The sequence below is a fragment of the Pelagicoccus sp. SDUM812002 genome, assembly GCF_031127835.1.
GTDB lineage: Bacteria > Verrucomicrobiota > Verrucomicrobiia > Opitutales > Opitutaceae > Pelagicoccus.
Map to the genome: position 1 here is coordinate 486271 of NZ_JARXHX010000001.1, position 20849 is coordinate 507119.

At 52.8% G+C, this 20849-nt stretch carries 9 protein-coding genes; 5 read left to right on the top strand and 4 right to left on the bottom strand.

The window, feature by feature from the left end; genetic code table 11:
• Positions 1–81: 81 nt before the first annotated feature.
• The 3 genes from QEH53_RS02005 to QEH53_RS02015 all read right to left on the bottom strand — a co-directional run bounded on the left by QEH53_RS02005 (position 82) and on the right by QEH53_RS02015 (position 7933).
• Entirely contained in the window at positions 82–4596 is a 4515-nt protein-coding gene (locus tag QEH53_RS02005) for a family 43 glycosylhydrolase (protein WP_309021444.1), read from the bottom strand.
• Between the two features lie 299 nt (positions 4597–4895).
• Positions 4896–6644: a tetratricopeptide repeat protein gene (locus QEH53_RS02010; protein WP_309021445.1), complete on the bottom strand. Its 1749-nt coding sequence runs from the start codon at positions 6642–6644 to the stop codon at positions 4896–4898.
• Positions 6641–7933 (bottom strand): VCBS repeat-containing protein, encoded by a 1293-nt coding sequence (locus QEH53_RS02015; protein ID WP_309021446.1) that lies wholly within the window; start codon positions 7931–7933, stop codon positions 6641–6643. The genes QEH53_RS02010 and QEH53_RS02015 overlap by 4 nt, the downstream gene beginning before the upstream one ends.
• A gap of 420 nt (positions 7934–8353) precedes the next feature.
• Here QEH53_RS02015 and QEH53_RS02020 point away from each other — a divergent pair, with 420 nt between their 5' ends.
• The 4 genes from QEH53_RS02020 to QEH53_RS02035 are packed head-to-tail and all read left to right on the top strand — an operon-like array spanning position 8354 to position 12608.
• A complete protein-coding gene (locus tag QEH53_RS02020) occupies positions 8354–9649 on the top strand; it encodes a substrate-binding domain-containing protein (protein WP_309021447.1) in 1296 nt (431 codons plus the stop codon).
• Positions 9650–9697: 48 nt separating this feature from the next.
• Complete coding sequence (locus QEH53_RS02025) at positions 9698–10486, top strand: hypothetical protein (protein WP_309021448.1); 789 nt, start codon at positions 9698–9700, stop codon at positions 10484–10486.
• 32 nt (positions 10487–10518) lie between these two features.
• Complete coding sequence (locus tag QEH53_RS02030; RefSeq protein ID WP_309021449.1) at positions 10519–12183, top strand: hypothetical protein; 1665 nt, start codon at positions 10519–10521, stop codon at positions 12181–12183.
• A gap of 56 nt (positions 12184–12239) precedes the next feature.
• Positions 12240–12608 (top strand): hypothetical protein, encoded by a 369-nt coding sequence (locus QEH53_RS02035; protein ID WP_309021450.1) that lies wholly within the window; start codon positions 12240–12242, stop codon positions 12606–12608.
• A 533-nt stretch (positions 12609–13141) separates the two neighbouring features.
• Here QEH53_RS02035 and QEH53_RS02040 read toward each other — a convergent pair.
• Positions 13142–16834 carry a TonB-dependent receptor plug domain-containing protein gene (locus QEH53_RS02040; protein WP_309021451.1) on the bottom strand — a complete coding sequence of 1231 codons (3693 nt, stop codon included), beginning with the start codon at positions 16832–16834 and terminating at the stop codon, positions 13142–13144.
• Positions 16835–17257: 423 nt separating this feature from the next.
• On the opposite strand from QEH53_RS02040, the gene QEH53_RS02045 reads away from it, so the two are divergent.
• On the top strand, positions 17258–20842 hold the full coding sequence (locus QEH53_RS02045) for an FG-GAP-like repeat-containing protein (protein WP_309021452.1): 3585 nt from the start codon (positions 17258–17260) through the stop codon (positions 20840–20842).
• Positions 20843–20849 lie beyond the last annotated feature (7 nt).

Below are 20849 nucleotides of genomic sequence, written 5' to 3' on the forward strand. Positions count from 1 at the left end.
TAAGCATTATTCGTCGGAGATTTAGTGAGTGTATCGGGGGGCGAACAGTCTTTCGTTCCAGACTGTTAAGGCCGACGAATACTACTTCAAGATATGAAGTCTATAAAATCGTATTGGACTATCGGAATCCAGCTCGCAGCTCAGCTCCAGCGTGTCACCGGTCGCCAGCACCGCTTCTCCTACCGGTGCCCAATCTGCATCCAAAAGCGTATCGCTGGATTCGATCTGGAATCGGCGTCCTGCCACTGTTGCGCTAACTATGTACCTTAGCCGCTCCTGCGTGAACTCGAAACTCACCGCTCGCAACTCCTCATCGGAAATCGCCGGCCGCGGTATCTCTTCGTTCAGTTCGGCGACGCCCGCGGCATCGAGAGCGATGGAATAGATGCGAAAATCATCGACTCGCCCTTCGAGATACGGATCTGGCCATTGGGACTTACCAATGTAATTCTGGGTTGTCTCTCCCAAACTTGCCGGCGTGAGGGACATGCTTTCGTTTCGGCCTACTTCCTCTCCATTTACGTAGAGTATCGCTAGCGACCCCTCAATCGTGACCGCGATATGTAACCATTCTCCCGTAGGCAAGGGCTCCGTGCCATCTACCACCTGTTCTCCTGACCCGTTCGTGATAGCGAAACGGACCGTTCCGTCTCCACCATTGGGAGTCAGGAACATGTAGCTGCCTGTCCCTGAACCGAAATCGAAGATACGCGACCAAAAGTGACGCTCGTCAAGGTACATCCAAGTAGAGACTGTCATCTCCGTAAGCTCGCTAACGATCCCTTCCGGCAGAAGCACATGCCCATTACTGCCATCGAGATGAATCGCGTTTCCATCACGTCCGTCAGCCCAGGTCGCGCCTCCGACCAACGACCCATCAAACCCGTTCACCGAACTATCAACTACGGCGGTACCGCTCGATGAATCAAAGTCGAAGCTCGCGTAGAGTAGCGGCGGATCGGACTTCGCCTCGGCGCTTTCCAAACTTTCGGCACCGCCCACTTGCGCGCTCACTACGTAAAACCATTCGTCGCCTTCCTTCACGTCCGTATCAACATAGCTCGTCTGCAAAATACCCGACGCAACGACGATGTACGGTCCACTGGATACAGGTGAACGCTTTACATTATAACTTGTAGCTCCCTCCGTCTCAGCCCAGGTCAACTCGTTCCCCGTCTCTACGGTATCAACTGTCAATCCTAAGGGAAACGCGATACCTGAGCCTGACTGAATCGCCCAGAATTGACTCGGTCTACCATCGTAAACGTACTGCACCACGGCCGCGTCAGCTTCGACCGACGAGTCCGTTGGCATAACCGTCAAACCACTTACCGCACTTCGGAATCGATAGTAGCCGTCGCTCGAGGGAGTGATCAACACCCGTCGGTTTCGCGCCACATCGGTCCATGGCACCACTTCCACGGGATCGTCGTTATTCTGTTCCAAACCAACGCTCCAGTTCAAGCTCTGGTTCGCCCAAGTGACATGATAGTTTCCAGCTCCCAGGTGCGTCAGCTTCCATTGCTGGGCCGATCCCTCGTACTCTTCTTGAACGAGCTCGTACGTGTTCAAATCCAAACCAACTGCCATGCCGCTCGTACGATTCAAAAATCGATAGGTCCCATCGGTTATCGGCCCGTCAGAAACTGGAGCCAGTTCGAACCAGTCCAAATCGACTTCGCCAGATTCTACCGCAAGCCGGACCTTCTGCTGACCATAGTCAAGGAATACCTCCACCTCGACGGTCCCCCAATTGCTAGAACCTCCGGTACTCGGTACCGAGATAGTTCCTGTCGCGTCAATGCCGTTAAAACCAGCTTGTAGTTTCGCATTCGATACGTCGGATGCGTAGCGCAATTTCAGGTTATAAAGCCCGGGCTCCTTCGCAAAGATGGTGTACTCCATCCACTCACCGGACTCGGTGGAAGTTACAGCGAAACCGCTACCAACGCTTCGGATATCCACACCCTCGTCAGTTCGATACCCGCCCTGTTTGTTCGCGGGGTCACCGTCTCGGTAGGCGATGCCCGGGCCTCCCGTATCAAAGTCTTCTGCTTCCACGCGAAGGGTTCCAGTCAGCCTGTTATTGGTCCATTGACTAGCAGTCTCTCGCGGTAGTCCGTCATTCCCAAACACGCCACGCTGCACCGGCCAATCACCGTAGTCCGGGACCCAGCCTAGACCAGACCGATTGACGATATCTGAATAAGCGGTCGGGTCGCTAATCGCTTCGTTGATGAAGTTGGGCGGAACATGAAGAAAATTGAGCCATGATATCCCGAGGCGTTCCAGCGTTGCGGTCATCTCCAGATCGATGTGGTCCAAACTGTATCCCCATTCGGATGTGGTGAACTCCGTCATGAACATTGGGTAGCCTGCTTCCAGTATCTTCTCCAAGGCAGGTGGCGTTTCCTCGTGCCCCGCGTAACCATGAAAGCCTACTGCGGCATTGCTCCAATCGATATCGTCATGTATCTTCGAGAGGTCACTCAGGGCAGCATTCCAATTCGACAAGACCGCGTAGGTCATAAGCAACACCGGCGTATCCGGAGCATGGCTACGAATGGTATTGTACGCTTCGACCTCCATATCGAGTACTGACTGAGAGTAAGGAGGCGACCAAGCCACCGGCTCGTTCTGGATCTCGAAAATCACGTGTGACTCCGCTGCATAGCGAGAAGCGTAAAAATCCCAGAAATCGATTATGTAGTCGCGATTGTAGTCCCCGTTGTTCGCGCCGTTCCCGATGGTGACAACTAAATACAAACCGAGCTCCCGAGTCATCTCAACCATGCTATCGATTCGGGAAGCAGAGTACCCCGGCCCTTGACTACCCTCTGCAGGATACTCTGGATCGAAGACTTCTCCATACAGATGGACTGCGTTTAATCCTAGCTCTTTTAGCTCAGCCAAATACTCTCGCGGCGGTGGTTCGCCCCATTCGGTTGAAGCGAAGGGACCACGGATGAGCTGACCGTTATCCGCAACGAAAGTCGTGCCCTCCTCGTTCAAGACCGCCCATCCGCGCTGCGTCACAACTTGCTCCGCTGTGTCGCCAAAAGTAAACGAATCCACATCCAGATACCCAGCGCTGTTCTCCGTCTCCGTGTTGTAGCAAAAGATGGCGAATTTCTGTCCTTGGAAGGTTGCATGGGTGATATCGAAACCGAGCGTGAAAATCCCTCCGAACCGTGTCCAAGAACTGCCATCGTAGCTGTAGGAGCACATACCAAGCTCCTCTACGAAATCCAAGTCGACGCGGAGGTAGACCGTATCGCTTTCCAGCGGGATTGGCACCGCCCCGTCATGGGACCCCACTCCCCGATGTTCCATCCCTGAACCCAGCGTTTTGTTTCCTTGGCTGTCGACCTTCACGTAGATATTTCCGTTCACCTTACCGAGCGTGCCGATACCCGCTCGATCGCCTGGCTGAAGACCGCTCACGTCAATCTTGACAATACCGTGACTCTCCGGCCCCTGCCCTTTTTGAGTTAACGTGTTTTTGGCTGTCCAAAATCCGTCAGCGTAAAGCGGCCTCAAGCGCAAGTATCCAGTCCGCTCCGACAGAGACCATTTAGCACCATCGGGATTGTGGTTCCACTGCCACTGCATTCCCAGCTTCGCTGAAGAGAAATCGTCCGATGTAGCCGGCTGTTGGATGGCTTTTCCAAGTATCGGTTTGTGAACCGTATCCGCAATCTCACCACGGTTTGCTTCGGTTCCGAAAATCGGCCAATCGCTTTCCCAAAAAACCGGGCCGACACGGGGCATGCGACCCACCGCACCACTGTCCTGATGCACGAATCCCATCCAACTGCCGTCAGCCAGCTCGACTACCGAGCCTTGATGTCCGCCCGTGGTCGCAGTTAGGACCACTCTCCCCGTTTCCCACGGACCCGTTAAGCTCTTCGCCCGCGAGCAGAGTAGTTGAAACGGCCATACACCGGGGTTAGCGTTGAAGACGTAGTAGTATTCGCCCCGCTTTATAACGTGGGCTCCCTCTCCGCCTGCGTCGAAAATGTTGTTCGTTTGAGCGACGACGCTGGAATAGTCGGAACTGAGCTGCATGAGAGTCATTTCCGAATGGCCCGTCACGATGTAGCCCGTTCCGTCGTCATCGAAAAACAGACCGGGGTCGTAGGCCGGTCGATCGAGCTGGTGGTACTGCCATTCGCCTCCGATTTGGTTAGAGTGGTAGAGGCGGGCATTGCCAAAGGTCGGGTTTACCAAGACGTAAAAGGTCCCGTCGTGGTGTCGCAGACTGCAAGCCCAGAAACCTCCTCGATAAGCCTCCCCGCCGTCGAGGTTGTAAGAAGAACCGCCATCAACCTCCAAGGCCACGTGATCCGCTATTTCCCAATTAACGAGATCTTGTGACCGCAGAATACGAATTCCCGGCGAATCGACGAAGGTCGTGGAGACCATGTAGAAATCATCTCCAGCGCGTATGATGTCCGGATCTGGATAATCGGCATAAAGGACCGGATTAGTGAAAGTGCCGTCTCCATTGTCGGACTGCCACGCAAGCAGCGCGGGGGCATAAGCCAGCAAAGGGATCGATAGTGACAGGAAAAGAGCGAGGGTTCTAAAGCTCATGGTATGGGGAACAAAGAGATTACCCTCTCACCCGAGCGCTCAATTAGAGCCGAGATGGGTTGGGTTAATAACAAAAGGAGTGGGGCACTGATTAGCTCCTAAACGACCGTGTTGACTCAAGTCGGAAAAGGTCAATTTACAGGTCTAACCTAGGCTATAGCGAAGCATTTTTCCGGCGTTGCACGGACCGGGTGGAACCGGTCCAAGCAGACACCAGATCTATGGAGGGACGACTGCCACGTCGTCCGCGCTACCACCATCTCCGTTTCTCTTGCGGAAGTTCCCTTACCGCCTCGCTCCTACGAGTTGAGCCGTTTCAGCAAGTTAGCCCTAATGCCCTTCGGTTGCTCGCTGGTACCGAGTCCATCTAAAGCTCGCTGCCATGTTGCACGCGCTTCATCAGGGCGACCATTTTTATAAAGCAAGTCACCGTAAATGAGGAGGATGGTAGGATTCACCGCCCCGTTTTGGATCAATTGCCGCATGGTACGTTCCGCATCTTGGAAGCGATTCATGTTTATGAGCAGCTGGGATTTCGTCATCAGAGTTTCGATCGAGTTTGGCAATATCTCCAAAGATCGATCAAGAGACGCTAGGGCAGCTTCGCCATCTCCGGCAGCTAGTAACTTGCCTCCGATCTGCAGATGCGCATCCGCCAAAAGCTCAACCCCATCCTTGTATCCAGGTTTCACCTTCACTGCTCTTTCTAGGAGCGGCAAGGCGTCAACAAAGATTCCCGCTTCCATAAATACGAGAGCAGCTCGCACCAGCTTCTCCGCATCGCTCGGAGCGAGCTGACGTACCATAGCGAGGCTTCGCTTAGCCTCTTCCGGAGAGTCCAGCCACATGCCGACTCTGGCCCGTAGCAGAAGGACTTCGACATCGTAAGGATCAATTTCATGTGCCTTCGACAAAGCCTCCATCGCCTCGGCGTTCGCCTCGCGATCCACCAGTAGCCGAGCGAGCTCGAGCAGCAGCGCAGCAGTGGGCTCGCTATCTTGCAAACCCTTCCGCGCCACAGCCTCCGCTTCGTCCGGAGCGCCTCCTCGACCTAAAGACTGAACCAGCAAAGGATAAGATTCGGCATCGTCGCCACCCAGTTCGATACCTTTGCGAAAATTGACGCTCGCCTGATCGAAACGTTCCTCTTCCATCAAAACCGTACCGCGATAGCGATAGAAGCGAGCATTGTCCGGATCGATCTCCTGCATTCTATCGAGGTAGGTCAGCGCCCGTTCGTAGTCGCCTACAGTGAAGTAATCGAGGAAGATAAAGTCTAGCCGCTGCGGATCGAACATGTAGTCTCGGAGCACCTCGACCCATAGGTCTTCCACTGGAGGCATCCTCGAGCGCGAAAAAGCGCTACCCAGATCGAAAACCTGATCGTCTTCTTTCAACTGGGCTAGGACGCGCACCATCAAAGCCTGGGCGTTGTAGTTGTCAGGTTCATACGAGAGAAGCGTTTCTAATTCCCGCATGGCGGAAACCAGTTCTCCTCTCGTCTCATGAATTCGGGAAACGCCTAGGCGAGCCATTGAAATCTCCTCGTCCTGAGAGAGCGCAGCGCGGAAATGCGTTTCCGCCTCTTCAAGGTCCCCCGACTTCAACTCAGCTTCACCCAATCGAGCGAAGGCTAGCGGATACTGACGAAAATCGCTGGTCGACATTTCCAAATACTGCTCGACCGCTACCAATTCGCCTTTTTCCTTCACAGCGTCTGCCGCAAGGTAGGAGAGTCTCGCCCTCTTCTCCCCGCTCTCGCTTCGCTCGATCAGCCAGTCGTAAATGGCAGTCGCCTTATCCACGAAACCATTGGCGTGATAGAGGTACGCGAGTTCACGAATAGCTTCCTCGTTCGTGGGATCCTCTCGCAGCAGATCGAGCCGCTGTTCGACTTGATACTGCAGAGCTGGAAGTCGATCGATCCGTTCCGGTAACGAAAGTGCTTCTTCGAACGAAATCTCCGTCGCTTGAAGCCCAGTCGAAGCTGCGAACGCCCACCATAGCGCTACCGCTACCAATAGGATTCCACTTCGATTCGTTTTCATTTCACCTCTCCCGTCGTATTGGGTCCACTTTCCCAAAGCGTTACACGGCTCTTGTGGTCAAATGGCGGGTAATACATGAAGGCGCCAGTCACCAACTCGACTTCGCCATCCTGGTCGAAATCAGCGCCGTCCACCGAAATAAGATGGGTTGGCTGCCTTCCGAGAATAACCTCCTCGAAGCTCTTTCCTTCAACCTGTCTGAGTAGCACCATTGATACCGCTGTATCCAAAGTCCAATCATTGAAGCCACTCACGACCACAATATCCTTTGCCCCGTCACCATCGAGATCGACGACCAATGGGCTGTGGGCGCCGGGAATGTCGGCTATGCGGTGGTATTCAAAAGCTCCACCTTCCTTATTCTCCAGCCATTGGACCCCGTGCCATGACCTTGGCCCCGGAGTGGCGTAATCGAGCCCATCTCCGTTGGTGAATACAATATCCGTATCTCCATCCTGGTCCAAGTCGGCAACGGTCAGTCCACTGCTCCCGAAATTCTGGTTCAGAGCGCCATAAACTACCTCGCCCGAGAAGTTACCTTTGCCATCATTCTCGAACACATGAACTTCTTCCCAGTCTTGCGAGACGAGGGCCACTACATCCAAATCTCCGTCGCCATCTATGTCACATAGTGGAGAGTGAATCGTTCCAGATAGCTCCAGCATGGAATGCCCCTCAAATTTCCAGTCACCGAGGTTTTCGTACCAGCTAATCTCTCCGTCCACAAACCCGAACATCCCCACGATCAGATCCAATCTTCGATCGCCGTTGAGGTCGCCCGCGCTGACATAGGTGACGCGCGGTAGAAGTTCGATCAAGGTACGTTGGGTAAAACCCATTTCGCCTCGATTTTCGAGGTAGACTACTGATCCGATTCGTTCGTTGGTGGGAATTACGATACCCATACAGGCAACAAGGATGTCCAAATCACCATCTCCATCGAAATCAACCGCCTCCGTTTGCACCGGCCCTGCAATCGTATCGCCCAACGCACTCTCCTGGAAATTTCCGTTCTGCAGCTGGCGAACCCAAGTAACTCGATTTAACCTGCCATCGCAAACGAGGATATCCTGCAAACCGTCTTGATCCAAGTCGGCGACTTTCACGTTAGTGATCCATGGCTCACCGCGTACCGCTTCTCCGATCGCTCGAGAGTTATAGAGGCGTTCACCGTCAATCGTGAACGATTCGCTGGCTTGCAGATTTATCCAAATTCCTGATACAGCAGCCAGCGTAAAGATTCGCCGGAAAAGCGAATTGCAAAGCCGCCTCTTTTCAAAACGTCTCATCCCATCCACCATCGAGCAAGTGGCTCGCAGGACACGCGATAAAAATGAATTAACAATGAGTGTATGTCCATTTGGCATAGCAGGTAGGGGGCCGAAAATTAAAATTGAGCTAGTCCGAAGCAACGGGAAGTGAAGCCAACGAGCAAGGTGGAGCAACAGACTCACAGCAACGAGAACATTGCTCTAAAAGATGAACAGCGACACAAGCCCTAAAAGCCGAGTCAGGAACCCTCGGTTTTCTCGGAGGGAACACTCAAAACCGAATCAAAACGTAAAAACGCGCTAAGGTGACTATGTCTCAGGTTATAGCGTTTTACTTGCCAACAGCAGCTTGACCTAGGTGAGCTCCAAACGGTCCAATAACGACGGTCGTTCAAACGCGAACGCCCGACTTGCAATCTACCCCTCCCTCCCCAGCCCATGAACGCAAACAGTGCTCCACCTACTCTTTCCGCTCATCCCTCAAGCCCGATGCCCCACATCGAGGTCAACCTTAGATCTCCGGCTGATCCGACTACCGCCGCCGCCGGGACAATTCCGTTCAAAATTCCGAACGCCCATCGCAACGCGAACCGCCAAACGAAGGTCTGGGTCTCCTCCCAAACAGCTCAACCTAGCTTTCTCCAAGGCATCATTCGCTATGCCAAGAAACAAAACTGGCAGCTGACAACCGATTTACTGCAAAGCGGAAACAGGTCCGAATCATGGTTTGGCGATGGCGTCATAGAGTACCTTCCGGAGCCGAACCTAGACTCGCAAACACCGGGTTCGAGGAACCTGCCACGCGTCACGGCCAGTCTCTGCGACGACCTTGCCAGCGGCCTTAAGGTACAGGCCGACAACTTTGCGATCGGCCGGCTAGCAGCCGAACACCTCATAAACCGAAATTGTCGCAACTTTGCCTGGCTCCCATACGGGCAGGATAAAACCAACCAAATTCGGTACATGGGCTTCCTTTCGCATCTTCGTGATCGTGGCTTCTCCTGCCGACAGTTTGCCCCGCCACTTTTGGAAACCAGCTCAGCTCCGTGCCGAGACTGGATCCTGTGGAGGCAAGTCATGATCCAGAACCTTGAAAATCTGGAGGGACGCACTGGACTCTTCGCTTCCAACGATAGCCTGGCAATCGAAGTGGCTGAGCTCGCAGGAGAGATTGGAACACGTGTGCCCGAAGATCTCGCCATTCTCGGAGTCGGCAATCAAACCGCCGAATGCGAGTCTGCACCGGTCACCCTTTCAAGCATCAACCCTAACCTCGAAGAGCTGGGGTTCCAGGCTGCAAAGCTGCTTGACGAAGCGCTGAAGGACGAGACAGATATTTCCCGATGCATCCACGTTTCTCCGACAGGAGTAGAGGCCCGGGACAGCACAGCAATTTCGAACCTTGAAAACCAACGAGTGGCCCAAGCCCTCGTCTTCATCTCAAACCACTATCCAGACCCAGGGCTCGGTGTCTGCTCGGTGGCTGAGTCACTAAACATATCCCGTCGCCAGCTCGAGCGCGATTTCCGCAGCGAAAAAGGCTGCACCATTCGTGAGTTCATCGAGCAAACGCGCATGAACGAAGCCTCCCGCTTACTCTCGGAATGTTCTAGCCTAACTGTATCCGCTATCGCCGACCAAGTCGGTATATCAGCACAAGGCAACTTCTTCCGCATATTCCGCAAACACTTCGGACTGACGCCCAGCGCCTACCGAGAGCAGCAAACGTCTTAGCCGTAGGCATCCAATGATCTTTCAGAGATACCAAAACAATACTGATCGATGCGAATTCGGGTTCTACTGATAACAAGCTTTGTCGCTATAATTTTCTCTTCATTTGTTCTTCGCGGAACAAAAAAGGACGATCAACCCGAGATACTCCAAGACACAAACACCTCGGAGCCAACGCCCAGAGCCATCCCCAACTTTCAAACGCCCGCGTACACGCCGAACCAAGAGGCTCACAAGCCCGAGTTAGATAATGATCCTCGTTTGGAAAACGAGTCTATAAAGTCAATTACGGAGCAGGCTGTGATAGACAGCGATGTTCGATTCGCTAGCTTTTTGTCTTCATTGGATGGATACAGCGGCGAGCAGGTCGCATTAGTCAGATCAGTGCTTTCAGAGACCGAAATAGAAAGAAAACTTCTATCCCATACTATTAATTTCTCATCACCGACGATCAGCCAAGAGATCACTGAAAACCTTCATCGTATCGAAGAAACAAACAGACAACGGCTTTCGGAAATCCTTTCGAATCAAGACCTGGAAAGCTACGACTCCTATTTAGCCTCAATCCATTTCCGTGAGACGTTGCCATCAATTAGAAGCCAACTAGAGGCCCAGAGAATTCCTCTCAGCGAAGAGACTGCAGAGTCCATTGCAAGAGCATATCAGAAGGCAGTCACCGGGCAACGAACACTCACTTCACAAAAATCTGACACTCAATCTCCTGAATCGCTAGAGTCTGTCACCTTCGATGAGCGTTTCCTCAGAGAAGCTGCCGTGATTTTAGATGATAAATCATTCGATGCTTTTACATCCATCTACTTAGACCGCCAATTTCGGTAGTCCCCGTTAACCAGCTCCAACCAACTCTTAGAATGTTACCCTCAAGGTCCATGCGAGTGCTGTGCACCTGCGTAGTCACGTCCTTTGCTATAACCTCTCAATCGAGCGCCTTCACAACTGACCCCAGCTCAGTCGATCTTTCGATCGCGCTCAAATTTTCCGACTACGAAGTATCCCAATACATCGTCGATAAGAATTTTAACCTCGAATTCGGAAAGCACCCAAACGCCAATGACAAAAAATCCGTATCTGACTGGTTTATACAGTTCTTTTCCCATCAGGCGCTCATTGCTGAACTTAGGTCAAAAGGCTGGGACCAGAAACGCGAGGTCGTTCAAGGCGTTGTCGCTATGGAAAAGTATATGCTCCTTCAAGACGACAGCCCGGTCTTCCAGAAGCTTGTTGAACCGAGTGAATCTAACCCCAGAAACCTAATCGAACTGAGAAAGGACGCATCGACTCGCGTCACGGGCAGTTTCCTTAAACTGCCGTCGGCGAACGCCCGCGAGTATGACTCACAACACCTGAAGGACCTCATCATAGGCTCAGTACCGCTTGAGCGTAGCGTGCTAGGGACTACTGGGGCTCACGCGGCCAACACTGTCCTGAGCTGGCCGTATCATCCCTTTATGGAATTCAGAAATCAGATCTCAGCCGCTGAAATCGGCCAGTTTTATGGCCCAATCAGGAGCCGTGATTCAGTGCTCTATTTCGAAGTCTTAGACAAAGATGCGGACTCTCCCGTCTTTGCAGATCAGAGCGACCAAGAACTGGCTGAATACGCTCGCTTCATCGAGCGTTCAGTCGCGATTCAAGCGTTCTCCCGGAAAATGATCGCCGAATCTGAACTAGAAACATTCCCAAAATCCAAAAGACTCTTTCTCGATTCAATCGAGTATCTTGGAAACGGGATCTGCCAGGTAGCAAACTCTTCTATCCAAGACTATACCCTCTTCTCATACAGGTCGAACAAGGCGTACATTTCGGTCTCTATCGAACAATTCGTTGACTCGTTAAACAGCGCAATACTTCGCCAACCAATCACGACAGAATCTGACCTAAACTACCAAATCGAACAACATACTCTTTCGAATCTTCTTTACGGAATCACATTGTCTCCAGGTTTTCATTACAATTCTAAATTCGAACAAGACAGACTGAATTTTGAAAACAATTCCATCCTAGAGCACTACAAGAATCAGCAAAGAAGAAAGAGACCACCCCCTTCAGATGAGACCCTAAAAAACGCTTTCACTACACGATTCGGAGGTAAGATTAAGGTCTTGGAAATAGTGGGAAATCTCGAAGTGCACAAATCCCCAGATTCTATTCTCCGAGGCGAACTGCCCAATCGTATTGATGAAAATATACATATTAATATTGAAGATGGTTCTCACTACTACGGTATGCCAACTCAGCTACTTGCATCACTCAGAGAAGAAGAATGCTCGCTGCCGATTGCATTGAACGCTGAATTCGCGGTTTTCAGAAAGAAAGGCGTTAGTAAGTCGAGACCTTTCACCATGAGCGAAACAAGAAGCCAGCTTGAGCAAACACTTTTCGAAAATAAGTTCAAAAGCGAAGCCATCGAGGCATTACCAGACCGAATTGTACGACTACAGATGCAAAGCAGGATCGATTTCTCAAAATACGGAATATCGCCACCTCGTCAGATCCAGCCCAAGACCCTCCAGTAACTCTCTTCCATGACAAGTCACGGAAAAAACAAAAACACACATCCAACCAAAAATATATGAAACTCAAAATATTAGTGCCCACACTCGCAATTATCCTAACCTCGTCACTATTCGCGGGTAGCCAATACTGGTCGAACTCTGCAAATTGGAACAATGCTGAAAGTGGAACCGACTATTTCTACACAACCGCTTCAACGCAATTCACCGCTCAAATCTACGGAGGCGGCGACATAGGAGGCACCGCAAGAGCCTTCGAAGGTAGCGGTCCGATTCATGCCTATGTAGAAGGTATTTACTCTGGAGAATATATTATGGATAACGATAGCGGAACCGCTCCTGCGGGTCGAACTGTCATTATCTATCGCTCAATTGGGGTATACACAATAGGCAGTTATGGCACTGCTAGAGTTATCGCCAGCTGGTAGACTTTCACCAACTTCAAGGCCCTGTTTCGGCAGGGCCTTTTTTTTGTCGAATCACTATTTTGCTCTACGTGCACACGCTCTCGAATACTCTTGGTTGAATAGCGAACTTGAGCCACGATCCTCCCGCATCAATCGCGGCACAAGGAAGTTTTCTACTTTCGCTCCTATCCCTTAGCCTGCAACTTCCTCAGATTTGCGTTATAAACCTGTTTTCGTTCCGAGTTCCATAGTCTCAACGGCGATAGCTCTCCGGGAGCACACGATCACAATAGGGATTTCTTAAATTTCAGGATTCGCAGATCCGAAATTAAGTTCTCAGTTTTAGCGCACTAGCCTTTTCGGGTATTAGCGTATTCATTGCATCGAATCGCAGGACTAGCTTACCTTCCAAGAACAGAAATCCACCCAAATCCGCAACATTAGATAGTACACTGAACGTCATGTCGTGAGCGTATCTCAGAGGGTTACAATGGACAAAAAAATCGCCCCCGGATAGCTCCGGGGGCGATGCAAATACAACTAACTAAGACAGACTAGAACTTGAACGTGTTCGTTATAAATATCTGTTGTGGAGCTTTGATGCGGTAGGCAGCTGGCGTGCCGTCCGGCTGCACCGTGATCGGTACGAGTTCGTCGCCCACTCCCACATTGGAGATGTTCATCTGTACCCTCCAATCGACCTTGTCATTGAAGATCGGCTTGCCGTAAGCCAACCAAAGGTCGAAGTCTAGTTGAGAGTCATCCTTGAACGGCGAGTCCAAATCATAAGCGAGGAATTCTGCACCTGTGAACTCCGAGACATCGTAGTAAGGTTTGTAGGCCAAGGTAGAAGCCGACTGGTAGCGAGCGGAACCACCGACGCTGAAGCCCTTGAACTTGCCGTCACTGAAGTCGTAGTTGGTGACGAAGTTGACGTGCCAGAGACGATTCTCAGGTACTACTGTACCCTCTTCCGCCAAACGCGCCTTGATATCGCCATCTGCGTAGCCATTCCAGTTGTCGCGAGCGTTTGCACCGCCACCAGCTCCCCAGATACGGAGGTCGCCCATCGCGGTAGTGTTCATGCGATCGTTAAAATCGAGCAGATAGTCGATCATCGTCATCTCGCCATCTGGAGACACGGTTTGGCCAAGGTTGTCGCGATACGACTTGATGCGTGAAGCATTCATGGTGAGGCGCCAGTTATCGGTAACCTGCGCATGCAACTCGAGCTCGTACCCCTCTGCCTTGATGTCGTCGGTGAAGCGGAATGGTATAGCCTGCTCGGTAAAGTCAGATCCATCCCAAGCGAAACTCCATGCCTCGCCCATCAACTGCGGCAACGGCGCCATCTCTTCGAGCCATTGGTCGTAAGCGTTGATAACCGCAATCTCCAGAGCTTCTGCTTCCGCCAATGTCTGCCCATCGAGAGGACGATAATCGACATCCCACTTGGTCTGTGGTTCGCCATCCGCCGGGACCGGCAGATTACTGATGATGCCATCACCGTGCTTGATACTTCCTGGAGCACCACGCGTCTCGTAGTTGTTCTTAATTTGGTGATACGCTTGGGCGTAGATACCCAGGTTGTTTCCGTAGAGCCAATAAGAGAGATCGGTTCCGACGTTGTTCTTCACGTCAGATTCGAACTTGTTAATTCGAACCGAATACTTACCGTCCTTGGTGGCAACCATAACGCCCATGTCTTCGGTATTGCCCTCAGGGAGCGGCAATGGTTGGCCCCAATAGTCTACGAAGACCTGACCCGTCTGGAAATTGTTAGAGTTGTTGTACGAAACACTAACGTTTACGGGTAGCTTGTCGACGAACTCTCCGAGGAACGGGAGATCGTTCAAATGACCGACCACGCCCCAGCTCTTGGACTCTTCCTCGAACGGACCTGTTTCGTTGATATTGAGAGGAATCTCCGTCGCGTAAGTCGTAGAGTCATCAGTTTCCCAAGTGGTACGAACTTGGCCGACTTCGTCGTTACGAATACCAGCAGTCGCCACGATCGAACCATCCCATAGCTTGCCTTGCCAAACGATAGCACTGGCTTCGTTGTAGCGGTCATCCCAAGAACGGCTCGACGTTAGGGCGTCGCGATTGCGCGGGTCCGTATCAGTCATGAGCCGCACTTCACGAGTGCCCCAACCAACATAGTTCGCTGGGTTTTCGGATTGCGTGGACTCGACTGGACCACCTTCCGTTCCTGCTGTCACTTGATTATACCAGATGGCTCCCGGATCCACATACCCTGCCGCTGTCGGGTCGGTAGGCTTATTCCAAGTCGAATCAAAGTAGCGCAACGTCATAGTATCCGAGTACTGAGGGGCGACCGAAGGGGGACGAATTCCAAGATCTTGACCTAAGGTCGCACCTTGAAGATTCGGCCCGATGTAAACGTTCCGCAATGGAACGAAATCCGCCCAGAATCGACCGTTGTTAGCCTTGATCTCTTCGAATTGTCCGAGGTTATAGTAGTCGCCAACAAATGTGCTGCTTTGCCAACTTTGCCCCGTGTTCAGGTAGTTGTCCTTCGACCCCATCCCAGTGATCGTGTGCTTACCGAGCAAGCGGGTCAGCCAGTTGTTGTCACCCTTGTCGAAATCGTGGGAGACAAACGCAGTCGCACGCCAGCTTTCGCGATCCGTAGTAGATTCGCCTTTGCCATTGCCAAGACGGACATAAGGACGACCTGCTCCCGGATTCACTGTACCATCAGTGTACCATCCGGTTTCTGGGGTATTCGTACCATCGGCGAAACGGCTGTTTACGTCGATTTGTATCGCGTCCGAAACTGGGTTGTAACCGCCAGAGAGGTAGCTCTCCTTGTGGTAACCGATATCGAAGCCCATAGTGTCGCCAAAGAACGTCTGGCTGAGGGAGAGATCCAAAGAATCGAAGTTCTGCCACTCACGTTTGATGTCGCCATCAATAAGGTAGTTGTAGAAATCGAATACACTCGGATCGGTAAGGAACTTGTCCTTGGTCAAGCTCGCGAACGGAAGCCCCTGGTACTGGGCATATTCGCGGTAACCACCGATTCCGTGAGGGTTCCCATCCGCTAAGCCACCGATGTTGCCATCGCGATCTCCGTTAGCTCCTCGACCGAGGTATGCAACCGCGTTCGGCGTCAGTCCCAAAGTCGGTTCTGTCTCTCCTGGCATGTAAAAGAAGAAAGAACCGCCATAGTAGCCTGCGTAACCTGCACCATTTGTGCTGTTACCGATCCGATCTACGTAGTTCGGATTTGGATTGGGTGGATCAGCATAATCCTGAATCGCAGCGGCTCCACGACCTGGGATCTGCCAGTTGCCTTCGTTACCCCAAGCCACGTCGTAGAGGTTCTTGTCCAATTCCGTAAACCAAGGTGTGATGTAGTCTCTTGGAGGCATATTACGCGCACGGTTGCTTTCGCCATCGCCCATTTCGTAATTAGCCCTCAGGATCGTACGTGCGTTGTCGGAAGCGAGAAAGCTCGGTTCGTAGCGGAACGCGAAGTACTGGCGCTGGATGTCGTCGAACGCTGGATCCTGCTTGAACTTCGTGCGGCTGTCCACTGCCGCGAAGCGAACCGCGAGTTCGTCTTCGATGATCACACGGTTGACGTCTACCGAAGCGCGAATGCTGCCATACTCGTCAAAGCGAATTGAAACTTCGTTGGAATCTTGCCAACTCGCTTGCTTCATGCGGGTGTTGATCACACCGCCGGGGCTGCCCTGTCCAAACAGGATCGCATTCGGACCGCGCTGGATATCCACGCCGTCGACGTTGTATCCGTCCCAAGGGATACTCGAGAGATATAGGTCGCGGGTATTGTCCGCTCCCACCAATCCGCGAACGCGGTTAGTGGACTGCGGACTGAGTGACGCATTGGAATTAGGGTTCGTTCCTCCACCCGAACCCGAGTAGTTGCCGTAAACGCCGCCAACTTCCGTACCCAAAGTGTACTTGAGAAGAGTGCTATTATCCGTAGCGCCGATATCGTCCAAGAACTGGTCGTTGTAAACAGACAGAGAGGTACCCAAGTCCTTGAGGTCCGTTTTCAAGCGGTTACCCGCGAGCGTAGCTTGAGTGGAGTAGCCGCCATTTGCTTCGCCAGAGACTTCAAAAGGAGATAAGGTAAAGACCTCGTCCTCTTCCTCGTTCCCTGATCCGGATTGAGCATAGCCAATCGCGGGCAGAAGTACCGTAGCAAGAATCGCTCCGGTGGATTTATATTTTCCAGGTGGTAGTTTTATCATATTCAGGTCAACAATGTTGTTAGCTTGTAGTTAATCTCTTAATACAACCCGACAAACGGAATACCGACACAAACGACACAGTCGCGAGGAGCCTAGGCCAAACGCGAATAATATGGGGTGATTTCGCAGTTTAGATTCTGAAAATAAAAGAACCTAATTTCGGGTGCAACAAGAGCTTACAGCATACCAACAACTACGAGACCCAGTCTACGGGCATTTTGCGACATTCATGCACACGTTTGCGACCTACTTAGATGAGGTATAACCTAGGCTATAGAAACAGGTATAACCATTGTCTATTTGCCCACACTTGGCTTTTTATCAGCATCCTCAAATCGCCATAAAAAACGTCCGCGTATCCCCACAAAAAATACACCACGTCCTAGTTCAACACTATTATTCGGTATCCCAAAATCCCTTTCCATGACGCTACCCCGCACCCGCCCAACCTTGGCCATTCTTGCCTTTGTCGGACTCACGCTCCCCGCACACTCTCAACCATTAATCAAATCCGATTTCCCACCCTCCCGACAAAGCCCAGGCGATAAGCTATTCAGCTTGGTCGAGGCTGAGGAGAGCGGACTTTTAGTCGACAATCAATACGACGATCCTCTCATGTGGACTCACCGCTATCGCGAGTTCATGGGCGGAGGGATGGGGTCCGGAGTTTGCGCAGGCGACTTCGACAGCGACGGCAAAGTTGACCTATACGTAAGTACCAAAACCCAACCGGGCAGGCTCTTCCGAAATCTGGGAGGCTGGAAGTTCGAAGACGTCACCGACGACGCTGGGTTGTCCGAAAAGGCCTCCATGTTTGGCTGGATATCCAATGCGCTCTCTGAGGACGAAATCGTTTGGAGGCAAGGTGCGGTCTTCGCAGATGTGAACAACGATGGTTGGCTCGACCTCTACGTATGTCGCAACCGCGCCGCCAACCTCCTCTACATCAATCAAGGCGACGGAAGCTTCGAGGAGGAAGGCGAAAAACGGGGGCTCAACCTGTCTGACGGAAGTGTCGTAGGGTCATTCGTAGACTATGATCGCGACGGCTGGCTCGATGTGTTGGTGCTCACCAATCAAGTAGACGGAACCGAGTCCCAAGGACGCCAAGACCGCCTTTTCCGAAACACTGGAAAGGGTTCTTTTGTGGAGGTGACGAAGGAAGCAGGCATTCAAGGTTCCACCTTCGGTCATGCCGCCACTTGGTTCGACTACAACGAGGACCGATGGCCGGACCTCTATATCGCCAACGACTTTTCGGGAAACGACTACTTGTATCGAAATAATCAGGACGGAACCTTTACGAATGTCCTGCACGAAATCGCCCCTAGCGCCCCATACTCCTCCATGGGTGCCGATACGGCCGACATCAACAACGACGGGCACATCGACCTCCTTGTAGCGGATATGGCTACCACCAACCGTGAAAAAGACCGACGTGGTCTCGCAGCTTCCCGAGCTGACGTCCTGACCACTGGCACCACCGAGGGTATCGCCCCTCAATACACCCGCAACAGCCTACTTCTTAACACCGGGCTCGGCCTCTTCGGAGAATCCGCCTGCTGGGCCGGAATCGAAGCTACAGATTGGACCTGGTCCGTCCGTTTCGAAGATTTCGACCAGGACGGCTGGACCGACCTTCACGTCACCAACGGCATGGTGCGGGAGGCAAATAATAGCGACCTGCTCGCTCGCATGATGCGGGCACTTTCCGACATGCAACGCATCGCTGTCATGAAACGAGCCCCTCCCCTGAATGAATCGAACCTCGCCTACCGAAACCTTTCGGGCGAAGGCTTCGCGGAAGTCACCCAAGACTGGGGCTTGACCGACATCGGCGTAACCTTCGGCGCGGCCACTGCGGACCTCGACAACGATGGCGATCTCGACCTTGCCTACCTCGACTACAACGGCGGACTCAAAGCCTATCGAAATAACGTTTCTAAGCTCCGCAGCGTGCAAGTCCGCTTACGCGGCCACGATTCGAATGCTTTCGGTGTGGGCGCCGTCGTCCGCATCCAAAGCCCTTCGGCTGGCACCCAATCGCGCACCCTCACCGTCGCCCGCGGCTATGCCTCAGGGAGCGAACTCGTCGCCCACTTTGGCGTCGGCTCTGACGATCGTATAGAATCGCTCACCGTCGAATGGCCTTCTGGCGCAACGCAACGCTTCTCCGACCTCGAAACAAACAAAGCCTACCTCATAACCGAGGACGCCTTTGATCAAGCACCCCCCGAGACGCCCAACGGCACACTCTTCAAAGCCAATGCCAGCGATTTTGGACTCGAGGTAGAAGACCGCTCCGAACTCGCTATTCCCGACAAGGAACAACTTTTCCTCCCCTTCCGCACCGACCGAGCCGGCCCTTCGATCACCCTCGCCGACCTCGATGGGGACGGTACCGAGGACATATTCCTTGGAGCCACAACCGGCTCTCCTCACAAACTTCTGTTGTACCAAGATAACAAGTACACAAAACGTAGTATCGAGGAGATTCCATCGAAAGCAGCGGAGCACGGCCCCGCGCTCGCCTTCGACGCCGACGGAGACGGAGACCGCGATCTTCTTGTCACTCGGGCAAGCGCCAATGCTGCAGCTTGGCCACAAGCCTATCAGCCAATCCTTTACCTAAACGACGGCAAAGCCAATTTCACCCACAGCAAAGCCATTCCCTCACTTGCCATCAATGCTGGCTCAGCCGTTGCCGCAGACATCGACGGCGATAGCGACCTCGACCTTTTCATCGGCGCCCGATCCATCCCCGGACTGTATCCAGATACGCCCACCAGCGTGCTTTTGGTCAACGAGAACGGCCAGTTCATAGACCAGACTGCCCAGCTAGCTCCCGCGCTCGCGACGGCCGGACTAGTAAAGAGCGCCCTTTTCCGCGACGTCGACGGCGATGGCCATACCGACCTCCTGCTAGCCTTGGAGTGGGACTTCGTTCGCTATTTTCGTAACGACGGGCAAGGTAAATTCACCGATCGCACCCGCGTCGCCGGCTTCGAAACTGGAGGCCGTGGCTGGTGGAACGGGTTGACTAGCGCCGACTTCAATAGCGACGGCCGACTCGATTTCGCTACAGGCAACCTCGGTCTCAATACCACATACGAAGCCACTCCCGAATCGCCCGCGTTGCTGTTCTACGGCGACTTCGCACAAAACGGTACTCAAATCCTAGCTGAAGCGATCCACGACCAAAGTGAAATCTACCCGTTGCGATCACGTGTCGATATCGGCGCCAAGCTACCTTCCGTCTTGCGCAGATTTCCAAAAAACGACGATTTCGCAAAAGCGAACATGAAGGAAGTCTATGGCGAAGCAGCTCTACAAAACGCAAAACGCTTTGAAGCGACAAATTTCCGATCCGGAATTTTCCTTAGCCAAGCAGACGGCAGCTACCGATTCGAGCCGCTTCCTCCCGCTGCCCAAATCGGCCCTATCATCAGCCTCGTAGGCAACGACCTCGACGGTGACGGCCACCTTGATCTGGTAGCCACGCAAAACTCGGACATCGCGATACCAAGATTCCACGGCGGGGTGGGACTCTTCCTTCGCGGTGATAGCACGGGCAACTTTACTGCGGTCAAAGCTAGCGAATCCGGAATCGCTCTCCCTGGAAACGGGCGAGCCATCGTATCCATAGATCCAGACAATGATTCGCGCCCCGATCTCTTCGCATCTCGTCACGGGGGTACAAGCGTCCTACTGTCCAACGACTCAAGCGATCAAGCCTGGCTAACCGTGCAAGTTCTCGGCTCAGCCGCGAATCTCGACGCAATCGGGGCTCGACTGCGGATCAGCTACTCGGACGGCTCGATCCAAGGACACGAAATTGGACTCGGCAGCGGTTGGCACAGCCAAGGCTCAAACAAGCTCTACATCGCCTCAGCGAATTCTAAGATGCCCCTATCGATTGAAGCAACTTGGCCAGACGGCAGCTCCACGATACATGAGCGATTACCCGATTCAGGACCTTGGATCATCGCAAAACCCCTCGGCGATTAACGATCAC

Bases quoted from the DNA above. Each gene is read 5' to 3' on its own strand.
- QEH53_RS02005 (WP_309021444.1), bottom strand. From the start codon at position 4,596: ATGAGCTTTAGAACCCTCGCTCTTTTCCTGTCACTATCGATCCCTTTG.
- QEH53_RS02010 (WP_309021445.1), bottom strand. From the start codon at position 6,644: ATGAAAACGAATCGAAGTGGAATCCTATTGGTAGCGGTAGCGCTATGG.
- QEH53_RS02015 (WP_309021446.1), bottom strand. From the start codon at position 7,933: ATGAGACGTTTTGAAAAGAGGCGGCTTTGCAATTCGCTTTTCCGGCGA.
- QEH53_RS02020 (WP_309021447.1), top strand. From the start codon at position 8,354: ATGAACGCAAACAGTGCTCCACCTACTCTTTCCGCTCATCCCTCAAGC.
- QEH53_RS02025 (WP_309021448.1), top strand. From the start codon at position 9,698: ATGCGAATTCGGGTTCTACTGATAACAAGCTTTGTCGCTATAATTTTC.
- QEH53_RS02030 (WP_309021449.1), top strand. From the start codon at position 10,519: ATGTTACCCTCAAGGTCCATGCGAGTGCTGTGCACCTGCGTAGTCACG.
- QEH53_RS02035 (WP_309021450.1), top strand. From the start codon at position 12,240: ATGAAACTCAAAATATTAGTGCCCACACTCGCAATTATCCTAACCTCG.
- QEH53_RS02040 (WP_309021451.1), bottom strand. From the start codon at position 16,834: ATGATAAAACTACCACCTGGAAAATATAAATCCACCGGAGCGATTCTT.
- QEH53_RS02045 (WP_309021452.1), top strand. From the start codon at position 17,258: ATGACGCTACCCCGCACCCGCCCAACCTTGGCCATTCTTGCCTTTGTC.